11 protein-coding genes are annotated in these 13,953 nt (G+C 69.9%); 8 read left to right on the top strand and 3 right to left on the bottom strand.

The genetic code is table 11. The annotated features are described in order from the left end of the window. Positions 1-33: 33 nt before the first annotated feature. From EIZ62_RS03170 to EIZ62_RS03160, 3 genes are all read left to right on the top strand, one after another. The gene (locus EIZ62_RS03170) at positions 34-999 is read left to right on the top strand and encodes a pirin family protein (protein WP_156691191.1); all 966 of its coding nucleotides are present in this window, start codon (positions 34-36) and stop codon (positions 997-999) included. A 502-nt stretch (positions 1,000-1,501) separates the two neighbouring features. Continuing rightward, the gene (locus tag EIZ62_RS03165; RefSeq protein WP_156691190.1) at positions 1,502-2,509 is read left to right on the top strand and encodes a 2-hydroxyacid dehydrogenase; all 1,008 of its coding nucleotides are present in this window, start codon (positions 1,502-1,504) and stop codon (positions 2,507-2,509) included. A 286-nt stretch (positions 2,510-2,795) separates the two neighbouring features. Further along, complete coding sequence (locus EIZ62_RS03160; RefSeq protein WP_425281792.1) at positions 2,796-4,514, top strand: sensor histidine kinase; 1,719 nt, start codon at positions 2,796-2,798, stop codon at positions 4,512-4,514. Here EIZ62_RS03160 and EIZ62_RS03155 read toward each other — a convergent pair whose 3' ends face one another. Beyond that, positions 4,515-5,027: a pyridoxamine 5'-phosphate oxidase family protein gene (locus tag EIZ62_RS03155; RefSeq protein WP_156691189.1), complete on the bottom strand. Its 513-nt coding sequence runs from the start codon at positions 5,025-5,027 to the stop codon at positions 4,515-4,517. Positions 5,028-5,320: 293 nt separating this feature from the next. On the opposite strand from EIZ62_RS03155, the gene EIZ62_RS03150 reads away from it, so the two are divergent. After that, the gene (locus tag EIZ62_RS03150) at positions 5,321-6,049 is read left to right on the top strand and encodes a response regulator (RefSeq protein ID WP_156691188.1); all 729 of its coding nucleotides are present in this window, start codon (positions 5,321-5,323) and stop codon (positions 6,047-6,049) included. Positions 6,050-6,122: 73 nt separating this feature from the next. Here the strand turns inward: EIZ62_RS03150 and EIZ62_RS03145 are convergent, their stop codons facing one another. Then, complete coding sequence (locus EIZ62_RS03145) at positions 6,123-6,995, bottom strand: universal stress protein (RefSeq protein WP_156691187.1); 873 nt, start codon at positions 6,993-6,995, stop codon at positions 6,123-6,125. Between the two features lie 35 nt (positions 6,996-7,030). Between EIZ62_RS03145 and EIZ62_RS32905 the strand changes: the two genes are divergently transcribed. The 3 genes from EIZ62_RS32905 to EIZ62_RS03130 are packed head-to-tail and all read left to right on the top strand — an operon-like array spanning position 7,031 to position 10,979. Further along, positions 7,031-7,771 carry an ABC transporter permease gene (locus tag EIZ62_RS32905; RefSeq protein ID WP_156696169.1) on the top strand — a complete coding sequence of 247 codons (741 nt, stop codon included), beginning with the start codon at positions 7,031-7,033 and terminating at the stop codon, positions 7,769-7,771. A gap of 44 nt (positions 7,772-7,815) precedes the next feature. Continuing rightward, entirely contained in the window at positions 7,816-8,562 is a 747-nt protein-coding gene (locus EIZ62_RS03135) for an HAD-IA family hydrolase (RefSeq protein WP_156691186.1), read from the top strand. Positions 8,563-8,564: 2 nt separating this feature from the next. Beyond that, positions 8,565-10,979 carry a glycoside hydrolase family 65 protein gene (locus EIZ62_RS03130; RefSeq protein WP_156691185.1) on the top strand — a complete coding sequence of 805 codons (2,415 nt, stop codon included), beginning with the start codon at positions 8,565-8,567 and terminating at the stop codon, positions 10,977-10,979. Positions 10,980-10,986: 7 nt separating this feature from the next. Here EIZ62_RS03130 and EIZ62_RS03125 read toward each other — a convergent pair whose 3' ends face one another. Continuing rightward, a complete protein-coding gene (locus EIZ62_RS03125) occupies positions 10,987-12,417 on the bottom strand; it encodes an MBL fold metallo-hydrolase RNA specificity domain-containing protein (protein WP_244375413.1) in 1,431 nt (476 codons plus the stop codon). A gap of 170 nt (positions 12,418-12,587) precedes the next feature. On the opposite strand from EIZ62_RS03125, the gene EIZ62_RS03120 reads away from it, so the two are divergent. Continuing rightward, on the top strand, positions 12,588-13,658 hold the full coding sequence (locus tag EIZ62_RS03120) for a zinc-dependent alcohol dehydrogenase family protein (protein ID WP_156691183.1): 1,071 nt from the start codon (positions 12,588-12,590) through the stop codon (positions 13,656-13,658). Positions 13,659-13,953: the final 295 nt, after the last annotated feature.

Here is a 13,953-nt window from a genome sequence, read left to right as displayed (position 1 = left end):
GCCCGACATACGCGCACGGTTAGGTTGGGCGGCATGAGCAACCTTGATCGTCAGGCCGTGCCGTCCGTGTGCGGCGGCCGCGGATTCGTCGTCGCGGAGCCGGTGCGCGAGCTCCTCAGCCCCCGCCGCGTACAGCTCGGTGAATCCACCGAGGTGCGCCGCCTGCTGCCCAACCTCGGCCGCCGCATGGTCGGCGCCTGGGCGTTCGTCGACCACTACGGGCCCGACGACATCGCCGACGAACCCGGCATGCAGGTGCCGCCCCACCCGCACATGGGCCTCCAGACCGTCAGCTGGCTCCACGAGGGCGAGGTCCTGCACCGCGACAGCACGGGCAGCCTCCAGACGGTACGCCCGCGCGAACTGGGCCTGATGACCTCCGGCCAGGCCATCTCCCACTCCGAGGAGAGCCCCCGCCCCCACGCCCGCTTCCTGCACGGCGCCCAGCTGTGGGTGGCCCTGCCCGACGCCCACCGCCACGTCGAGCCCCACTTCCAGCACCACGCGGACCTCCCCCACGTCACGGCGCCCGGCCTGACGGCCACCGTCATCCTCGGCGACCTCGACGGCGCACGCTCACCCGGCACCATCTACAGCCCTCTGGTCGGCGCCGACCTCACGCTCACCGGCGGCACGGAAACGAACCTGCCGCTCGACCCCGACTTCGAGTACGCGGTCCTCTCCATGTCCGGCGAGGCCCACGTCGACGACGTCCCCGTCCTGCCCGGCTCGATGCTCTACCTCGGCTGCGGCCGCACCTCCCTCCCTCTGCGCGCCACCTCGGACGCGGGCCTGATGCTCCTGGGCGGCGAGCCCTTCGAGGAGGAGATCGTCATGTGGTGGAACTTCGTGGGCCGCTCCCACGACGAGATCGCCCGCGCCCGCGACGACTGGACGACCGGCACCCGCTTCGGCGAAGTGTACGGCTACGACGGCGGCCGCCTCCCGGCCCCCGCACTCCCGCCGGTAACGCTGAAACCGCGGGGGAGGGTGCGCTGAGCTGCAATGATGTGGGGCGGGGTCGAGTGCGTACCCGAACGTGGCAACTTGGCCCCTTACTCGAGAGCGGATTTGGTTCCTCGCCGCTCCGGCAGCCTCTGGTGCGCGCGACCGGGGTTCTCAGATGTGGTCGTCTGTGGTCGGCTTAGTAGACCCAATGCTGACACTGCTGATGAGTCGTCAGGTAGCCGGCCGTCTGCTGGCACCGGGGGTGGGAGACGTCATCCACGACAAAGTACGGTCTTGTGGTTATCCCACAAGACTGTTCCTCGTGAGTCCTTCTCGGACCGCTGGTGGTACGCACGCCGGCCCGGTGTTGGGCCATCAGGGCTGCACGCCCAAGGCGCCAGGTGAGTGGCTGCGGGGATCGGAGCGTCTGGCGGCATGCTGGTGAGCTCGGTCGGTCGTGTGCTCCTGCCCCGGAGCTGTTCGCTGATCGTTCCAAACGCCTGGTTGCTGCGCTGGACGTCTTGCGCAGCGGTCACGGGAGAGGAGCAGGGCCATGGCTGAGATCGTCGCGTACGGGGTGCTGCCCGACGAGCGTCCGCTGTTGGAGACGGCGCTTGAGGGACGGAGCCGTCTGCGCTGCCTCGAGCTGTTCCTCAACGACGACACCGCGCCGACGGCCACCGGTTACGAGATCGTCAGCAGTAGCGTGAACGACGCGCTGGACGCGGGTGTCCTGCGGATCCTCGCCCAGGGCGGCACACGGATGATCGTTCAGCGCTCCACCGGCTACAACAACATCGACGTCGAAGAGGCCCGCAGGCTCGGCATCGGTGTGGCCCGGGTGTCGTACTACTCCCCGTACGCCGTGGCCGAGTTCGCCTGGGCCTTGGCCCTCGCGGTGAACCGCCGCTTGGTCCGGGCGACGGGCCGGACCCGGGAATTCGATTTCCGGCTCACCGGTCTGATGGGACGTGACTTGCACGGCCGTACCGTCGGCGTCCTGGGTACGGGCAAGATCGGCACCGCCTTCACCCGGATCGCCCACGGCTTCGGCATGCGCCTGCTCGGCTGGGACCTCACCGAGAATGCCGAATGCCGAAAGCTGGGCATGGAGTACGTCGAGCGAGACCGGCTGTTCGCGGAGGCCGACCTGATCAGCCTGCACGTGCCGCTGGTGCCGGATACCCATCACCTGGTGGACGCCGCCGCACTGGGGCTCATGAAACGCGACGCCATCCTGATCAACACCAGCCGCGGCGGCCTTATCGACGCACCGGCCCTGGTGGAGACGCTGCGTGCCGGCCGCCTCGACGGTGTGGGGCTGGACGTCTACGAGGAGGAAGCCGGTGTCTTCTTCCTCGACAAGTCCCTGGAGGTGATGACCGATGACGTTCTTGCCCGCCTGATGACGTTCCGGAACGTGCTGATCACCTCCCACCAGGCTTACTTCACGCAGGACGCCGTCGGACAGATCATCGACACCACCGTGCGTAACATCGAGGACTATCTCGCAGGGCACACCAGCGACAACACCCTCGTGCCACCGGCCACTCGCCCGTAAAACTCTCGCAGCTGTGGTGCAGCATTCCCGGCACCGATACCGGCGAGGTCTGAGGTTCCCAAGCCAGGTGGTCAGGGAGGCCCGTCCCGTGAAGTGGCTGGCTTCTTCAGCGTCTCCCGGGCAGGGACCGCATGGTCGTCGTCCGGTGCCGATCAGCCTCTGCTCTGAGGGCGCCATGCGTACGGCCGTCCACGGGCGGCCATGTTCTGCCGCGTGCGCAACCCCCGGACCGCCGCTGTGGGCCGATACGCTGGAATGCAGAGCGGACGGTGGCGGAGGAGGCGCAGTGAGCGTGGAGGAGCCGCTGTCGCGGATGCCCCAGATGCGGCTCGACGAATTGCTGGAGGAGCTTCAGGCGCGCATCAACGCGGCTCTCGGCACCAGGGACCGGGTGCACAGCCTGCTGGAGGCCGTCGTCTCGGTCGGTCGGGAGTTGGACCTTCCCCAGGTGCTGCGGCGGATCGTGGAAGCGGCGGCGCTGCTCGTCGACGCCCAGTACGGAGCGCTGGGTGTGATCGGCCCCGACGGCCGGACACTGTCGCAGTTCCTCACCGTCGGGCTGACGGAGGCGGAGATCGCCAGGATCGGGCCGCTGCCGGCCGGGCACGGCATCCTGGGCGAGCTCATTCGCAACCCGGAGCCGCTGCGGCTCACCGATCTCGGCACCCACGAGGCGTCGTACGGCTTCCCCGCGCACCACCCGCCGATGCGTACGTTCCTCGGCGTCCCCATCCGCGTACGCGACGAGGTCTTCGGCAACCTCTACCTCACGGACAAGCACGGTGGTGCGGACTTCGACGCCGAGGACGAGTCGGTGATCGCCACGCTGTCGGTGGCCGCGGGTGTGGCGATCGACAATGCCCGACTCTACGAAGCCTCTCAGCGACAGCAGCGCTGGCTGCAGGCGAACGCGGAGATCACCAACAGCCTCCTTTCCGGGAGCCCCCGGCTGGACGTGCTGGAATTGATTGCCCGCCGCGCCCAGGACATCACCGGTGCACAGCTCGCGGATGTGTCCGTGCCCGTCGCCGGTACGGACGACCTCGTCGTGGAACTCGCGATCGGTGCCGACGACGAGCCCCGGCGGGGCCTGGTGGTGCCCGTCCGGGGCACCCTGTCCGGGGCCGCCTACCGGGCGGGCACGCCAGTGACCACGACAGGGCTGGCTGAGGACGACCGGTACACGGCCGCGCCCCGTCGCTTCGACGGTCTCGGCCCGGCCGTGGCCGTTCCCCTGGGCACCGAGACGAGGGACATCCGGGGCGTTCTGCTGCTGGCACGTTCCGTGGGTGAGCCGGTGTTCACCGAGGGGGAGCTCGAACCGCTGCGGGCGTTCGCGGGTCAGGCCGCGCTCGCCCTGGAGCTGGCCGAGCGGCGCAACGACGCCGAACAGCTTGCGCTGCTGGAGGACCGGGACCGCATCGCGCGGGACCTGCACGACCTCGCCATCCAACGGCTGTTCGCGACCGGGATGACCCTGCAGAGCGCCGCACGGCTCGTCCAGCACGAGGGCGCCGCCGAACGCGTCTCGCGTGCCGTCGGAGATCTCGACGAAACGATCAAGATCATTCGTTCCACGATCTTCGGATTGCGGGCCCGTGACGAGGACACGGGTCCGAGCCTTCGCGCTCGCGTGGCGCGTGCCGTGGGCGAGGCCGGCACCACGCTCGGCTTCCCGCCACGCCTGAGCATGGAGGGCCTGCTCGACACCGATGTCCCGCCGCAGGTGGCCGACCACGTCATGGCAGCCCTGGGCGAAGCGCTGAGCAACGTGGCCCGCCACGCGCACGCGACACGCGTCGAGGTGTCCCTGCAGGCCACGGCGGACGAGGTCGTCCTCATCGTCACGGACAACGGCAGGGGCATTCCGGCCGACGGCAGGCGCAGCGGGCTGAGTAACCTGGAGGAGCGGGCCAGGAGTGTGGGTGGGGCCTTCGATGTCCAGGCGCCGGCCGAAGGCGGCACCAGACTCCTCTGGCGGGCGCCGGTCGCCCAGCCGGGATGATCACGAGTCGTCGACGGTACGTTCCGTACGCGGTGCAGGGTGCGCCGGCTCCGCGATGAGCCGTGAGCCGGTGACCAGGTCCGGCCGGATGCGCAGCGCCGCATTCATCGCGTCGTGCTGCGCCCAGGGGCGGAGGGCCGCCGCATAGCGGGCGAGGTCACGTTCGTCGGTGACCAGGCGGGCGTATCCGGTGACGACGACGCTCCAGCCGAGATGCGTCACCGGGTCGATGACGTCCGCCTCGTAGGCCACCACGACCCCCGTGGCGTCGGTCGGAGCCACGATGGAGGCGAGCGACGCGCCGTCGTGCAACCGGACGACGATGTCCTCACCGTCCATGAGGTGGTTGACCGGCCGGACAGCCGGCAGGGCCTGCTGGCTGAAGACGATGCGCCCCAGCGAAACGGTGCCCAGCAACCTCAGGGCTTCGTCGCGGTCGAGCGGTGCCAGGTGCCGGGGTGCCACCGCCCCATCGTGGCCGCCCACCGTTCGATGCGTGGCTGCGTCGTTCATCGTGCCCACCTTCTGCTCCGGCTTACCGCTCCGGGGAAACGGGGTACCTGACAGTCAGCGTCTCGCGGTCGTCGCACCCCCGGCAGGGCCCAATGGGCCAATGCAGGAGGGCCGGTCTTCTCCGGATGGCACGGGGACACAGGCATGGACGAGCGGTGTGGTGAAGACGGAGAGGCGCGCGGCACCGGTAGCCGCGCATCAGGGCCATCCGGCCCTGTCCGTTCGCCCCGCATGCGCGCACCATGCTGATAGGTCCGCCCGCGCGGGCGGACTCATCGAATATGGAGCATGTGATGACGGACAGCAGCAGCAGCTCCACCGAGGACGCACCGGTCACGGTGTTCCTTCTCGACGACCACGAGGTGGTGCGCCGTGGGGTGCACGACCTCCTGGACGCCGAACCGGACCTGACCGTGGTCGGCGAAGCGGGCACGGCGGAACAGGCACTGGTTCGCATTCCGGCCCTGCGCCCGCAGGTGGCCGTTCTGGACGTGCGTCTGCCGGACGGGGACGGTGTGAGCGTCTGCCGGGAGCTGCGCTCTCGGATGCCGGACCTCGCCTGCCTGATGCTGACCTCCTTCGACGACGAAGAAGCGCTGCTCGACGCGATCATGGCGGGCGCATCCGGGTATGTCCTCAAACAGATCACCGGCACCGACCTGGTCAACGCCGTGCGCACGGTCGCGTCCGGCCAATCGATGCTCGACCCCGGTGCCACGGCTCGGGTGATGGCCCGGCTGAGGGGCGGCTCTCCCAAGGAAGAGCATCCGCAGGGTTTGCCCGGGCTGACGGATCGGGAGCGGGAGATTCTCGCCCTGGTCGGCGAGGGGCTCACCAACCGCGAGATCGGCAAGGAGCTCTACCTCGCCGAAAAGACGGTCAAGAACAACATCTCCCGGCTCCTGGCCAAGCTGGGCGTGGAACGCCGGGTGCAGGCCGCGGTCATCGCCACCCAAGCACTGGCTGACCAAGGAGGCCACAGCGGCTCGACCGCGACCCGGGACGGCCGACGGCGGAGCTGAGCCGAAGGTCCGGCCGACCGCGACAGCTCCCGGCCTCGCCCTCCTCGGGCGGGGCCGGCGGTCGCGGCGGCTCTCAGGGGTGCGGGACGACCGCGACGGGGCAGGTGGCATGGTGCAGGGCGGCGTGGGCGACCGACCCGATGCGGGTCCCGACGGGGGAGCGGTGTACCCGACGACCGACTACGAGCAACCGTGCACGTGAGGCGGCCGAGAGCAGCACCTGTCCGGCACTGCCGATCTCGACGTGCTCGATCACCGGCACATCCGGGAACCGCTCCCGCCAAGGAGCGAGCGCCTCTCCCAATGCCTTCTTCTCGAACGGTTCCAGCCCTCCGGCCTGGTCCGCCAGATACATCGAACCGGGACTGTAGGCATAGACAGGAGGCAGGCTCCAGGCCCGCACCGCGCGCACCACCGCGCCTCGTGCGGCTGCTGCCTCGAAGGCGAATGCCAGCACCGCGTCGCTGTCCGCCGGCGTGCCCTGCTGGCCCACGACGACCTCGCCGCCCTCCGGCTCCCGCGCGTCCTTGTCCCGCGCGCGGACCGACACCACGGGCCGGGTGGCGGCGGCGATCACCTGCTGGCCGTACGAGCCGAGCAGAAAGCCGAGGAGGGCGCCGTGTCCGCGCGAACCGAGCACCAGCATCTCGGACCGCTCCGCCTCGCCGAGGAGAGCGGAAACCGCCGTGTCCGCCACCACTTCCGCAGTCACGGCAAGGCCGGGGTGCCGGGCGGCCACGTGCGTCCGGGCCTCACGCAGGACGGCGTTGGCGGACTTGGCTTGGGTTTCCCGGTCCTGGACGACGGGCACGTCCAACGGCTGCCAGAGCCAGGCGTGCACGATACGCAGCGGTACCCCTCGGAGCGACGCTTCGCCTGCCGCCCAATCGGCCGCCGCCAGGCTTTCCGGTGATCCATCCACCCCTACAGCAATGGCGCGGGTCATGGTGATGGCCTCCGTACGGTTCGACGGGCACGGCCATCGCGGCCCGCCCTCTGCCACTCAGCATCGACGAGTGCGAGCTCCGTGCAGAGGGCCGTTCGGCCCTCAAGACCAGTCCGCCCGGGCCCATCACCACTCCCGCCGATGCGGGGCTTCCTCGCTCTGGGGCTCCTGGTGGGCGTCACCGGCCTCGGAATGGTCATGGTCGCGCCGTACGCGAACGGCAGCACACGATCGGCATCCTGCGCGCCCTCGGCTTCAGGGCCTGGATGGTAAAGCGCTCCTTCCTGTGGGAGAGCGCCGTCATCGCCGTAGAGGGCATCGTGCTCGGATCGCTGCTCGGGGTGCTGATCACATGGCTGATGTACCGCAACAGCGCCGCGTTCGAGGGGCTCGACGGAGGATTCCCCCTCGAGTCGACCAGCATTGGCGTCCTGGCGGCCGCGACCTTCGCTGCCTTCCTGCTGGCCACCATCGGAACGGCACGCCGCGCGGCCGCAATCCGCCCGGCCCTTGCCATACGGGTCAGCGAAGACGCGGTACCGCGCGGGCGAGCCGCCCGGTCGTCGCCGTCGTGGAGACGGGGGCTCATGACGGGCCCCACTCCGGCGATCCCCTTCCGCTCCCGCCTTGTGTCCTGTCCAGCCGGCCTGCGCGCAATTGGCACTATGGAACACAGAGCACCCGGCGTGGAACGGGGTTCGGCAGCTAGTGACTGGAGGCTGGACTTGAACAGAGGCAGCTCGGCACAGTCCTGGCACCGCCGCGGTCGCCAGTGAACGCCGGCCCGTCCGCGGGGCAGGCGGCAGCTCCCTCCGGCTGCATGCGCCGCGTGGCAGGTGTCGTCTTCGACACGGACGGCGTGATCACCGACTCGGCACGTGTTCATGCGGCCGCGTGGAAGGCATCCTTCGATGCCTGCCTGAAGGCCCACCCTCCGGCCGACCCGTACGAACGGCGGCCGTTCGACAGGGACGACTACCTGCGGTACGTCGACGGCAAGTCCCGCATGGACGGTGCCGCTTCCTTCCTCGCCTCACGCGGCCTCGCCCTGCCGCTCGGCGCTCTCACGGATCCCCCCGGTACGGACACCGTGGGTGCCGTGGCCGCATACAAGGAGCAGCTCTTCACCGACCAGCTCCGGGCGGGGGGAATCGAGGCGTACCCGGGCACCCTGCTCCTGCTGCGGCATCTGCGGGGGCGCGGGGTGGCCATGGCGGCCGCGTCCGCTTCCCGGCACGCCAGGGATCTGCTCAGCCTGTCCGGTGTCCTGCCGTACTTCGCCGCCGTGGTGGACGGAGCCGAAGCGTCCCGCCTCGGACTGCCGGGAAAACCGGCTCCCGACCTCTTCCTCGAGGCGGCGGACCGGCTGGGCCTTCCGCCCGGTCGGACGGCCGTGATCGAGGACTCCCTGGCGGGAGTGGAGGCGGGCAGACGAGGTGGCTTTCGCCTGGTGGTCGGCGTGGACCGCAGCGCCGGGTCCGGCACGCGTGCCGCGCTGCTCGGCCGAGGTGCGGACACCGTGGTCGACGACCTTTCCGAACTGCTCACCGACTCCTTCGAGGAATGACGATGCCGGAGAACATGCCGGAGACGAACCACACCTGGGAGTACGAAGGGTACGAGCCCGGTCGGGAGCGTTTGCGTGAGGCGTTGTGCACCCTCGGCAACGGTTACATGGCGACCAGGGGCGCGGCACCCGAGTGTGCGGCCGACGAGGTGCACTACCCCGGTACGTACGTCGCCGGCTGCTACGACAGGCTCACCTCGACCGTCGCGGGCCGTCAGGTCGAGAACGAGGACATCGTCAACCTGCCGAACTGGCTGCCGCTACGGTTCCGGATGTCCAGCCCGCAGGGCGACACCCCGTGGTTCACCCCCGACAGCGGGGCCCTGCGCGAGCACCGTCAGCATCTCGACCTGCGCACCGGAACCCTGGAGCGCACGACGAAGTACGAGGCCGACGGTCGCGTGCTCGCGGTACGCCAGCTCCGCCTCGTACACATGGGGGATCCCCACCTTGCGGCTCTGCGGACCGAGTTCACCGCCGAAGGCGGGTGGTCCGGCGACATCGAGGTGGAAGCCGCCCTCGACGGCTCCGTGACCAACAGCGGTGTCGCCCGCTACCAGCAGCTCGACGGCCGGCACCTGGTTCATGTGAACGCTGGGGACGGCCCATCCGACACCACGTGGCTGCGGTGCAGGACCAGTACCTCGGACATCCGGATCGGCCTGGCGGCCCGTACGACGGCCGACACTGGCGTGGTCGAGGCCGGCACAGCACATGAGCCGTTGCGGGCCGTCCAGCGCCTGCGCCTGCGGCTTTCCGCGACGGGTGGTGCCCACGCGGTCGACAAGGTCATCGCCCTGTACACGTCCAGGGACCCCGCCATCAGCGATCCGCTCCACGCGGCGATCGACGCGGTCGGACGCGCACCGTCCTTTCCGGCGCTGATGGAGTCACACAGAGCAGCCTGGCTTCAACTGTGGCGCCGGTCGGACCTGGACGTGCCGGGCGATGCCGGCCGAGTCCTGCGGCTGCACCTCTTCCATGTGCTTCAGACGCTGTCGCCGCACACCGCCGAACTGGACGTCGGCGTCCCGGCAAGGGGCCTCCACGGCGAGGCGTACCGCGGCCACGTCTTCTGGGACGAGCTGTTCGTCCTGCCGTACCTGAACCTGCATCTGCCCGAGGTGTCGCGTGCCCTGTTGCTCTACCGGCATCGACGACTGCCGCGAGCGCTGAACGCGGCGCGCGACGCAGGCAGGAAGGGAGCCCTCTACCCGTGGCAGAGCGGCAGCGACGGCCGCGAGGAAACCCAGCAACTGCACCTCAACCCCCGCTCCGGGCACTGGCTGCCAGACCACTCGCACCTCCAGCACCACGTGGGTTCGGCCATCGCGTACAACGTGTGGAAGTACTACGAGGCGAGTGGGGACAGTGAGTTCCTGCACACCAAGGGCGCCGAGATGCTGACACAGATCGCCCGCTTCTGGGCCGACTCCGCCACCTACGACGCCGACACCCGGCGATACCGCATCCGCGGAGTGCTGGGGCCCGACGAGTATCACGACTCCTACCCGGGCTCCCACACTCCCGGCCTGGACGACAACGCCTACACCAACGTCTGCGCTGCCTGGGTGCTCACCCGGGCTCTGCACGTACTCCGGGAGCTCCCCGCACCGCGCCGCGTGGAACTGTGCGAACGGACCGGCCTCGACCACACGGAGCTGGCTCTGTGGGAGGAGGTGTCGCGCAAGCTCCGCGTGCCCTTCCACGGCGGCGTGATCAGCCAGTTCGAGGGCTTCGGTGAACTGGCCGAACTCGACTGGGAGGGTTACCGCGCCCGTTACGGCAACGTCCGCCGCCTGGACCGGATCCTGGAGGCCGAGGGTGACACGGTCAACCGGTACCAGGCGTCCAAGCAAGCAGACGTCCTCATGCTCGGTTACCTCTTCTCGCCGCCCGAGCTGGCCGCCATCTTCAGCCGACTGGGTTACGGACTGGACGACGTGACCTGGAGCCGTACGGTCGACTACTACCTGCACCGCACCAGCCACGGCTCGACGCTCAGCGGGCTGGTCCACGGCTGGGTACTGGCACGCGTACGCCGGGACGATGCGTGGGCATACGTCCAAGAAGCCCTGGAAGGCGACGTGGCCGACCTTCAGGGCGGTACAACGGAAGAGGGCATCCACCTGGGCGCCATGGCGGGGACCATCGACCTCGTGCAGCGCGGCCTCACCGGCCTGGAAACCCGGGGAGGCGCCCTGTGGCTCGACCCCGTGCCGTCGCCGCGATTCACCGAGTACGGCTTCTCCGTCCGCTACCAAGGGCACTGGGGTGTCCAGCTCCGGGTCCGCCCGGGCAGCCTGCGGATCAGTGTGCCGCCTTCGGACATGTCACCGATCGACATCCGGCTGCCCGACCGTGCCGTGACCGTGGAGCCGGGGGATTCGACGGTGCTCACGCTGGTTCAGCCGTGAGGAGCGGTCATCGCACCAGGACCGCTTCGCCGGACCGGGGGACCACTGCCGTCCAGTTCAGTTCCCGGTCGATGCGAGAGCGTAGGGCGTCGGCGGCGTCCGGCTCGCCGTGGACGAGGTATGTGGTGTGGGGGGCCGGCGCCTCCCGCAGCCAGTCGATGATCTGTGCCGCGTCGGCGTGGGCCGAGAAGTGGGGGACGTTGGCGATCCCGGCTCGCACCGGTAGGTATTCACCGAACATCTTGAGCGTGCGGGCGCCGTCGACCAGCTCGCGGGACCGCGTTCCCGCGGCGGCGAAGCCGACGATGACGACGGCGTTGCGTGGGTCCGGGAGAAGTCGGCTCAGGTGGTGCAGCACTCGGCCGCCCGTGGCCATGCCGGCGGAGGAGACGATCACCGCGGGGCCTTCCCGCTCGCTGATGGCGATGGATTCCTGGACGGTGCGGGCGGCCAGGAAGGGCTCGGGATGCAGGTCCGCGGCGCCGTGACCGGCGATCTCCGGTCGTAGTTCGGCCGCTTGAGCGGCGACCGCGTCCCGGTAGACGTCGAGTGCGGCCAGAGCCATGGGACTGTCGACGAACACGGGCACGTCGGCCGGCAGCGTGCCTGCGCGGCGGAGCTCCGACAGTTCGTGCAGGACGACCTCCGTGCGGTCGAGTGCGAAGGCGGGTATCACGACGGTCCCACCGCGCGCGAGCGTGCGGGTGATGACGTCGGCGAACCCTGCCCGCGCCGTTTCGTCGTCGTGCCGGCGGTTGCCGTACGTGGATTCCACCAGCAGCACGTCCGCCCCGGAGAACGGTTCGGCGGGTCGCAGCAGGGGGTGGCCGGGGCGGCCCAGGTCTCCGCTGGTGGCCAGGGTGTGCCCGTCCTCGAGAGTCAGGCGGGCCCAGGCCGAACCGAGGATGTGGCCCGCGTGGTGCAGGGTCAGGGTGGTGCCCGCCTCGATCTCCACCGTGCTGCCGACCGGCACGGGATCGAAGAGCTTGAGCGTGCGCTCCACGTCCTGGTTGTCGTACAGCGGCTTGGCGGGCCTGTGCTTCGACCAGCCGTGCTCGTTGGCGTGCTGGGCCGCCTCCATCTGCAGATGGGCGCTGTCCCGCAGGACGATCTCCGTGAGGCGGGCCGTGTAGGCGGTCATGAGGATGGGGCCGCGAAACCCGTGGCGGACCAGCCGGGGCAGATACCCGCAATGGTCCAGGTGCGCGTGCGTGACGACGACGGCGTGGACATCCGCGGCGACGCGGGGGAGGGGGCGCCAGTTGCGCCGTCGCAGGTCGGCGAGACCCTGGAAGAGACCACAGTCGAGCAGGACGCGTGTGTGATCGCTCTCGACGAGGAACCGGCTGCCGGTAACGGTCCCGACGCCCCCGAGGAACGTCAGCAAGGCCGGCCTGGGCTTGGCGGGCGTCACCGCTGCCCGGTCAAGAGGAGCCACACCCATGATCGTTCCACCTCCGGCCTTCGGCCCCGGTACCAGAGTGGCACCGCCCACCCGGAGAGAGAGGGGTCCGACCGTCCCCTTCCGAAGGCCGATCGGCCCCAGCGTCGCGGGCGTGGCGGCGTGACCGTGGTTCTGTACCGCGAATCCGAGAGAAGGACGACGTCATGAAGGCATTGGTGTTCCAGGGTCCCGGTCAGACGTCCTGGGAGGACGTGCCCGACCCCGGTATCAAGGACGCGGCCGATGCGGTGATCCGCGTCGAGGCCGTCACCATCTGCGGTACCGACCTGCACATCATCAAGGGCGACGTGCCTGAGGTGACCCCCGGAACGGTCCTGGGCCACGAGGCGGTGGGCGAGGTCGTGGAGGTCGGCAGCGACGTACGGACGGTCCGGCCCGGGGACCGGGTTCTGATCTCCTGCATCGCCGCCTGCGGCCGCTGCGGGTTCTGCCGGGAGAACCGCTACGGGCAGTGCCGGGGTGGCGGCGGCTGGGTGCTCGGGCACCTCATCGACGGCACCCAGGCCGAGTACGTCCGCGTACCCTTCGCCGACCTCTCGGTGCACCCGCTGCCGAGTGCCGTCACCAGTGAGGACGCGGTCCTGCTGGCCGACATCTTCCCCACGGGCTACGAGGTCGGCGTGCTCAACGGGCATGTGCGCCCGGGGGACACGGTCGTCGTGGTCGGGGCCGGGCCGATCGGACTCGCCACCATCGCGACCGCCCAGCTGTACACCCCCGGGCGCATCATCGCGGTGGATCTCGCGGAATCCCGGCTGGAAGCGCCACGCTCCATGGGTGCGGACGCCGCCGTCAGCGCCGCCGAGGACCCGGAGCAGCTGGTCATGGACCTCACCGACGGCCTGGGTGCCGACGTGGTGGTCGAGGCCGTCGGGGTGCCCGAGGCGTTCGAGCAGTGCACGCGCATGGTCCGGCCCGGAGGCCACGTCGCCAACGTCGGCGTCCACGGCAAGCCGGCGGCCCTCCACCTCGAAGACCTGTGGATCAAGGACGTCACGATCACCACGGGGCTCGTCGACACCCACTCCACTCCGCTGCTGCTGCGCATGATGGCCGCCGGGCGACTTCCAGCCGCGTCGGCGATGGTGACCCACCGGTTCGAGCTGGGGCAGATGGAGGAGGCGTACGAGGTCTTTTCCGGCGCGGCGCACACCGGAGCGCTCAAGGTGGTGCTGGGCGGCGCCAAGCACGACGAGGTCAATGTCGCGGCCTAGCGGGAACCAACGGGCGGTTGCGTGGCGATCGTCCGCGCACGGTCTTCCCTGCGGCGAAGAACCCGGGACCGTCCGTCGCCGGCCGTGCCACCGCGTCGGCTGCGTACGTGAAGGGGCCGGTAGGCCCTAGTGGCCAGGCGGTGACGGTGTTTACCTGGAATTGGCGGAAGGAGCCCCATCAGAGGCGCGGGGGAGCGGTCATGAACCGTGCACCGCGCAATCAGGATCCGCGAGAAGCGGATGGGCTCCTTTCGCCTCTTGCGGTGGCTGTCCCTGCCACGTCGACATGGTCGCC

It is taken from the genome of Streptomyces ficellus (assembly GCF_009739905.1).
GTDB lineage: Bacteria > Actinomycetota > Actinomycetes > Streptomycetales > Streptomycetaceae > Streptomyces > Streptomyces ficellus_A.
This window is presented reverse-complemented; position numbering and strand designations above follow the sequence as displayed.

What these genes read in the sequence shown, in the direction of transcription:
- EIZ62_RS03170 (WP_156691191.1), top strand. Translation starts at nt 34, where the DNA reads ATGAGCAACCTTGATCGTCAGGCCGTGCCGTCCGTGTGCGGCGGCCGC.
- EIZ62_RS03165 (WP_156691190.1), top strand. Translation starts at nt 1,502, where the DNA reads ATGGCTGAGATCGTCGCGTACGGGGTGCTGCCCGACGAGCGTCCGCTG.
- EIZ62_RS03155 (WP_156691189.1), bottom strand. Translation starts at nt 5,027, where the DNA reads ATGAACGACGCAGCCACGCATCGAACGGTGGGCGGCCACGATGGGGCG.
- EIZ62_RS03150 (WP_156691188.1), top strand. Translation starts at nt 5,321, where the DNA reads ATGACGGACAGCAGCAGCAGCTCCACCGAGGACGCACCGGTCACGGTG.
- EIZ62_RS03145 (WP_156691187.1), bottom strand. Translation starts at nt 6,995, where the DNA reads ATGACCCGCGCCATTGCTGTAGGGGTGGATGGATCACCGGAAAGCCTG.
- EIZ62_RS03135 (WP_156691186.1), top strand. Translation starts at nt 7,816, where the DNA reads ATGCGCCGCGTGGCAGGTGTCGTCTTCGACACGGACGGCGTGATCACC.
- EIZ62_RS03130 (WP_156691185.1), top strand. Translation starts at nt 8,565, where the DNA reads ATGCCGGAGAACATGCCGGAGACGAACCACACCTGGGAGTACGAAGGG.
- EIZ62_RS03120 (WP_156691183.1), top strand. Translation starts at nt 12,588, where the DNA reads ATGAAGGCATTGGTGTTCCAGGGTCCCGGTCAGACGTCCTGGGAGGAC.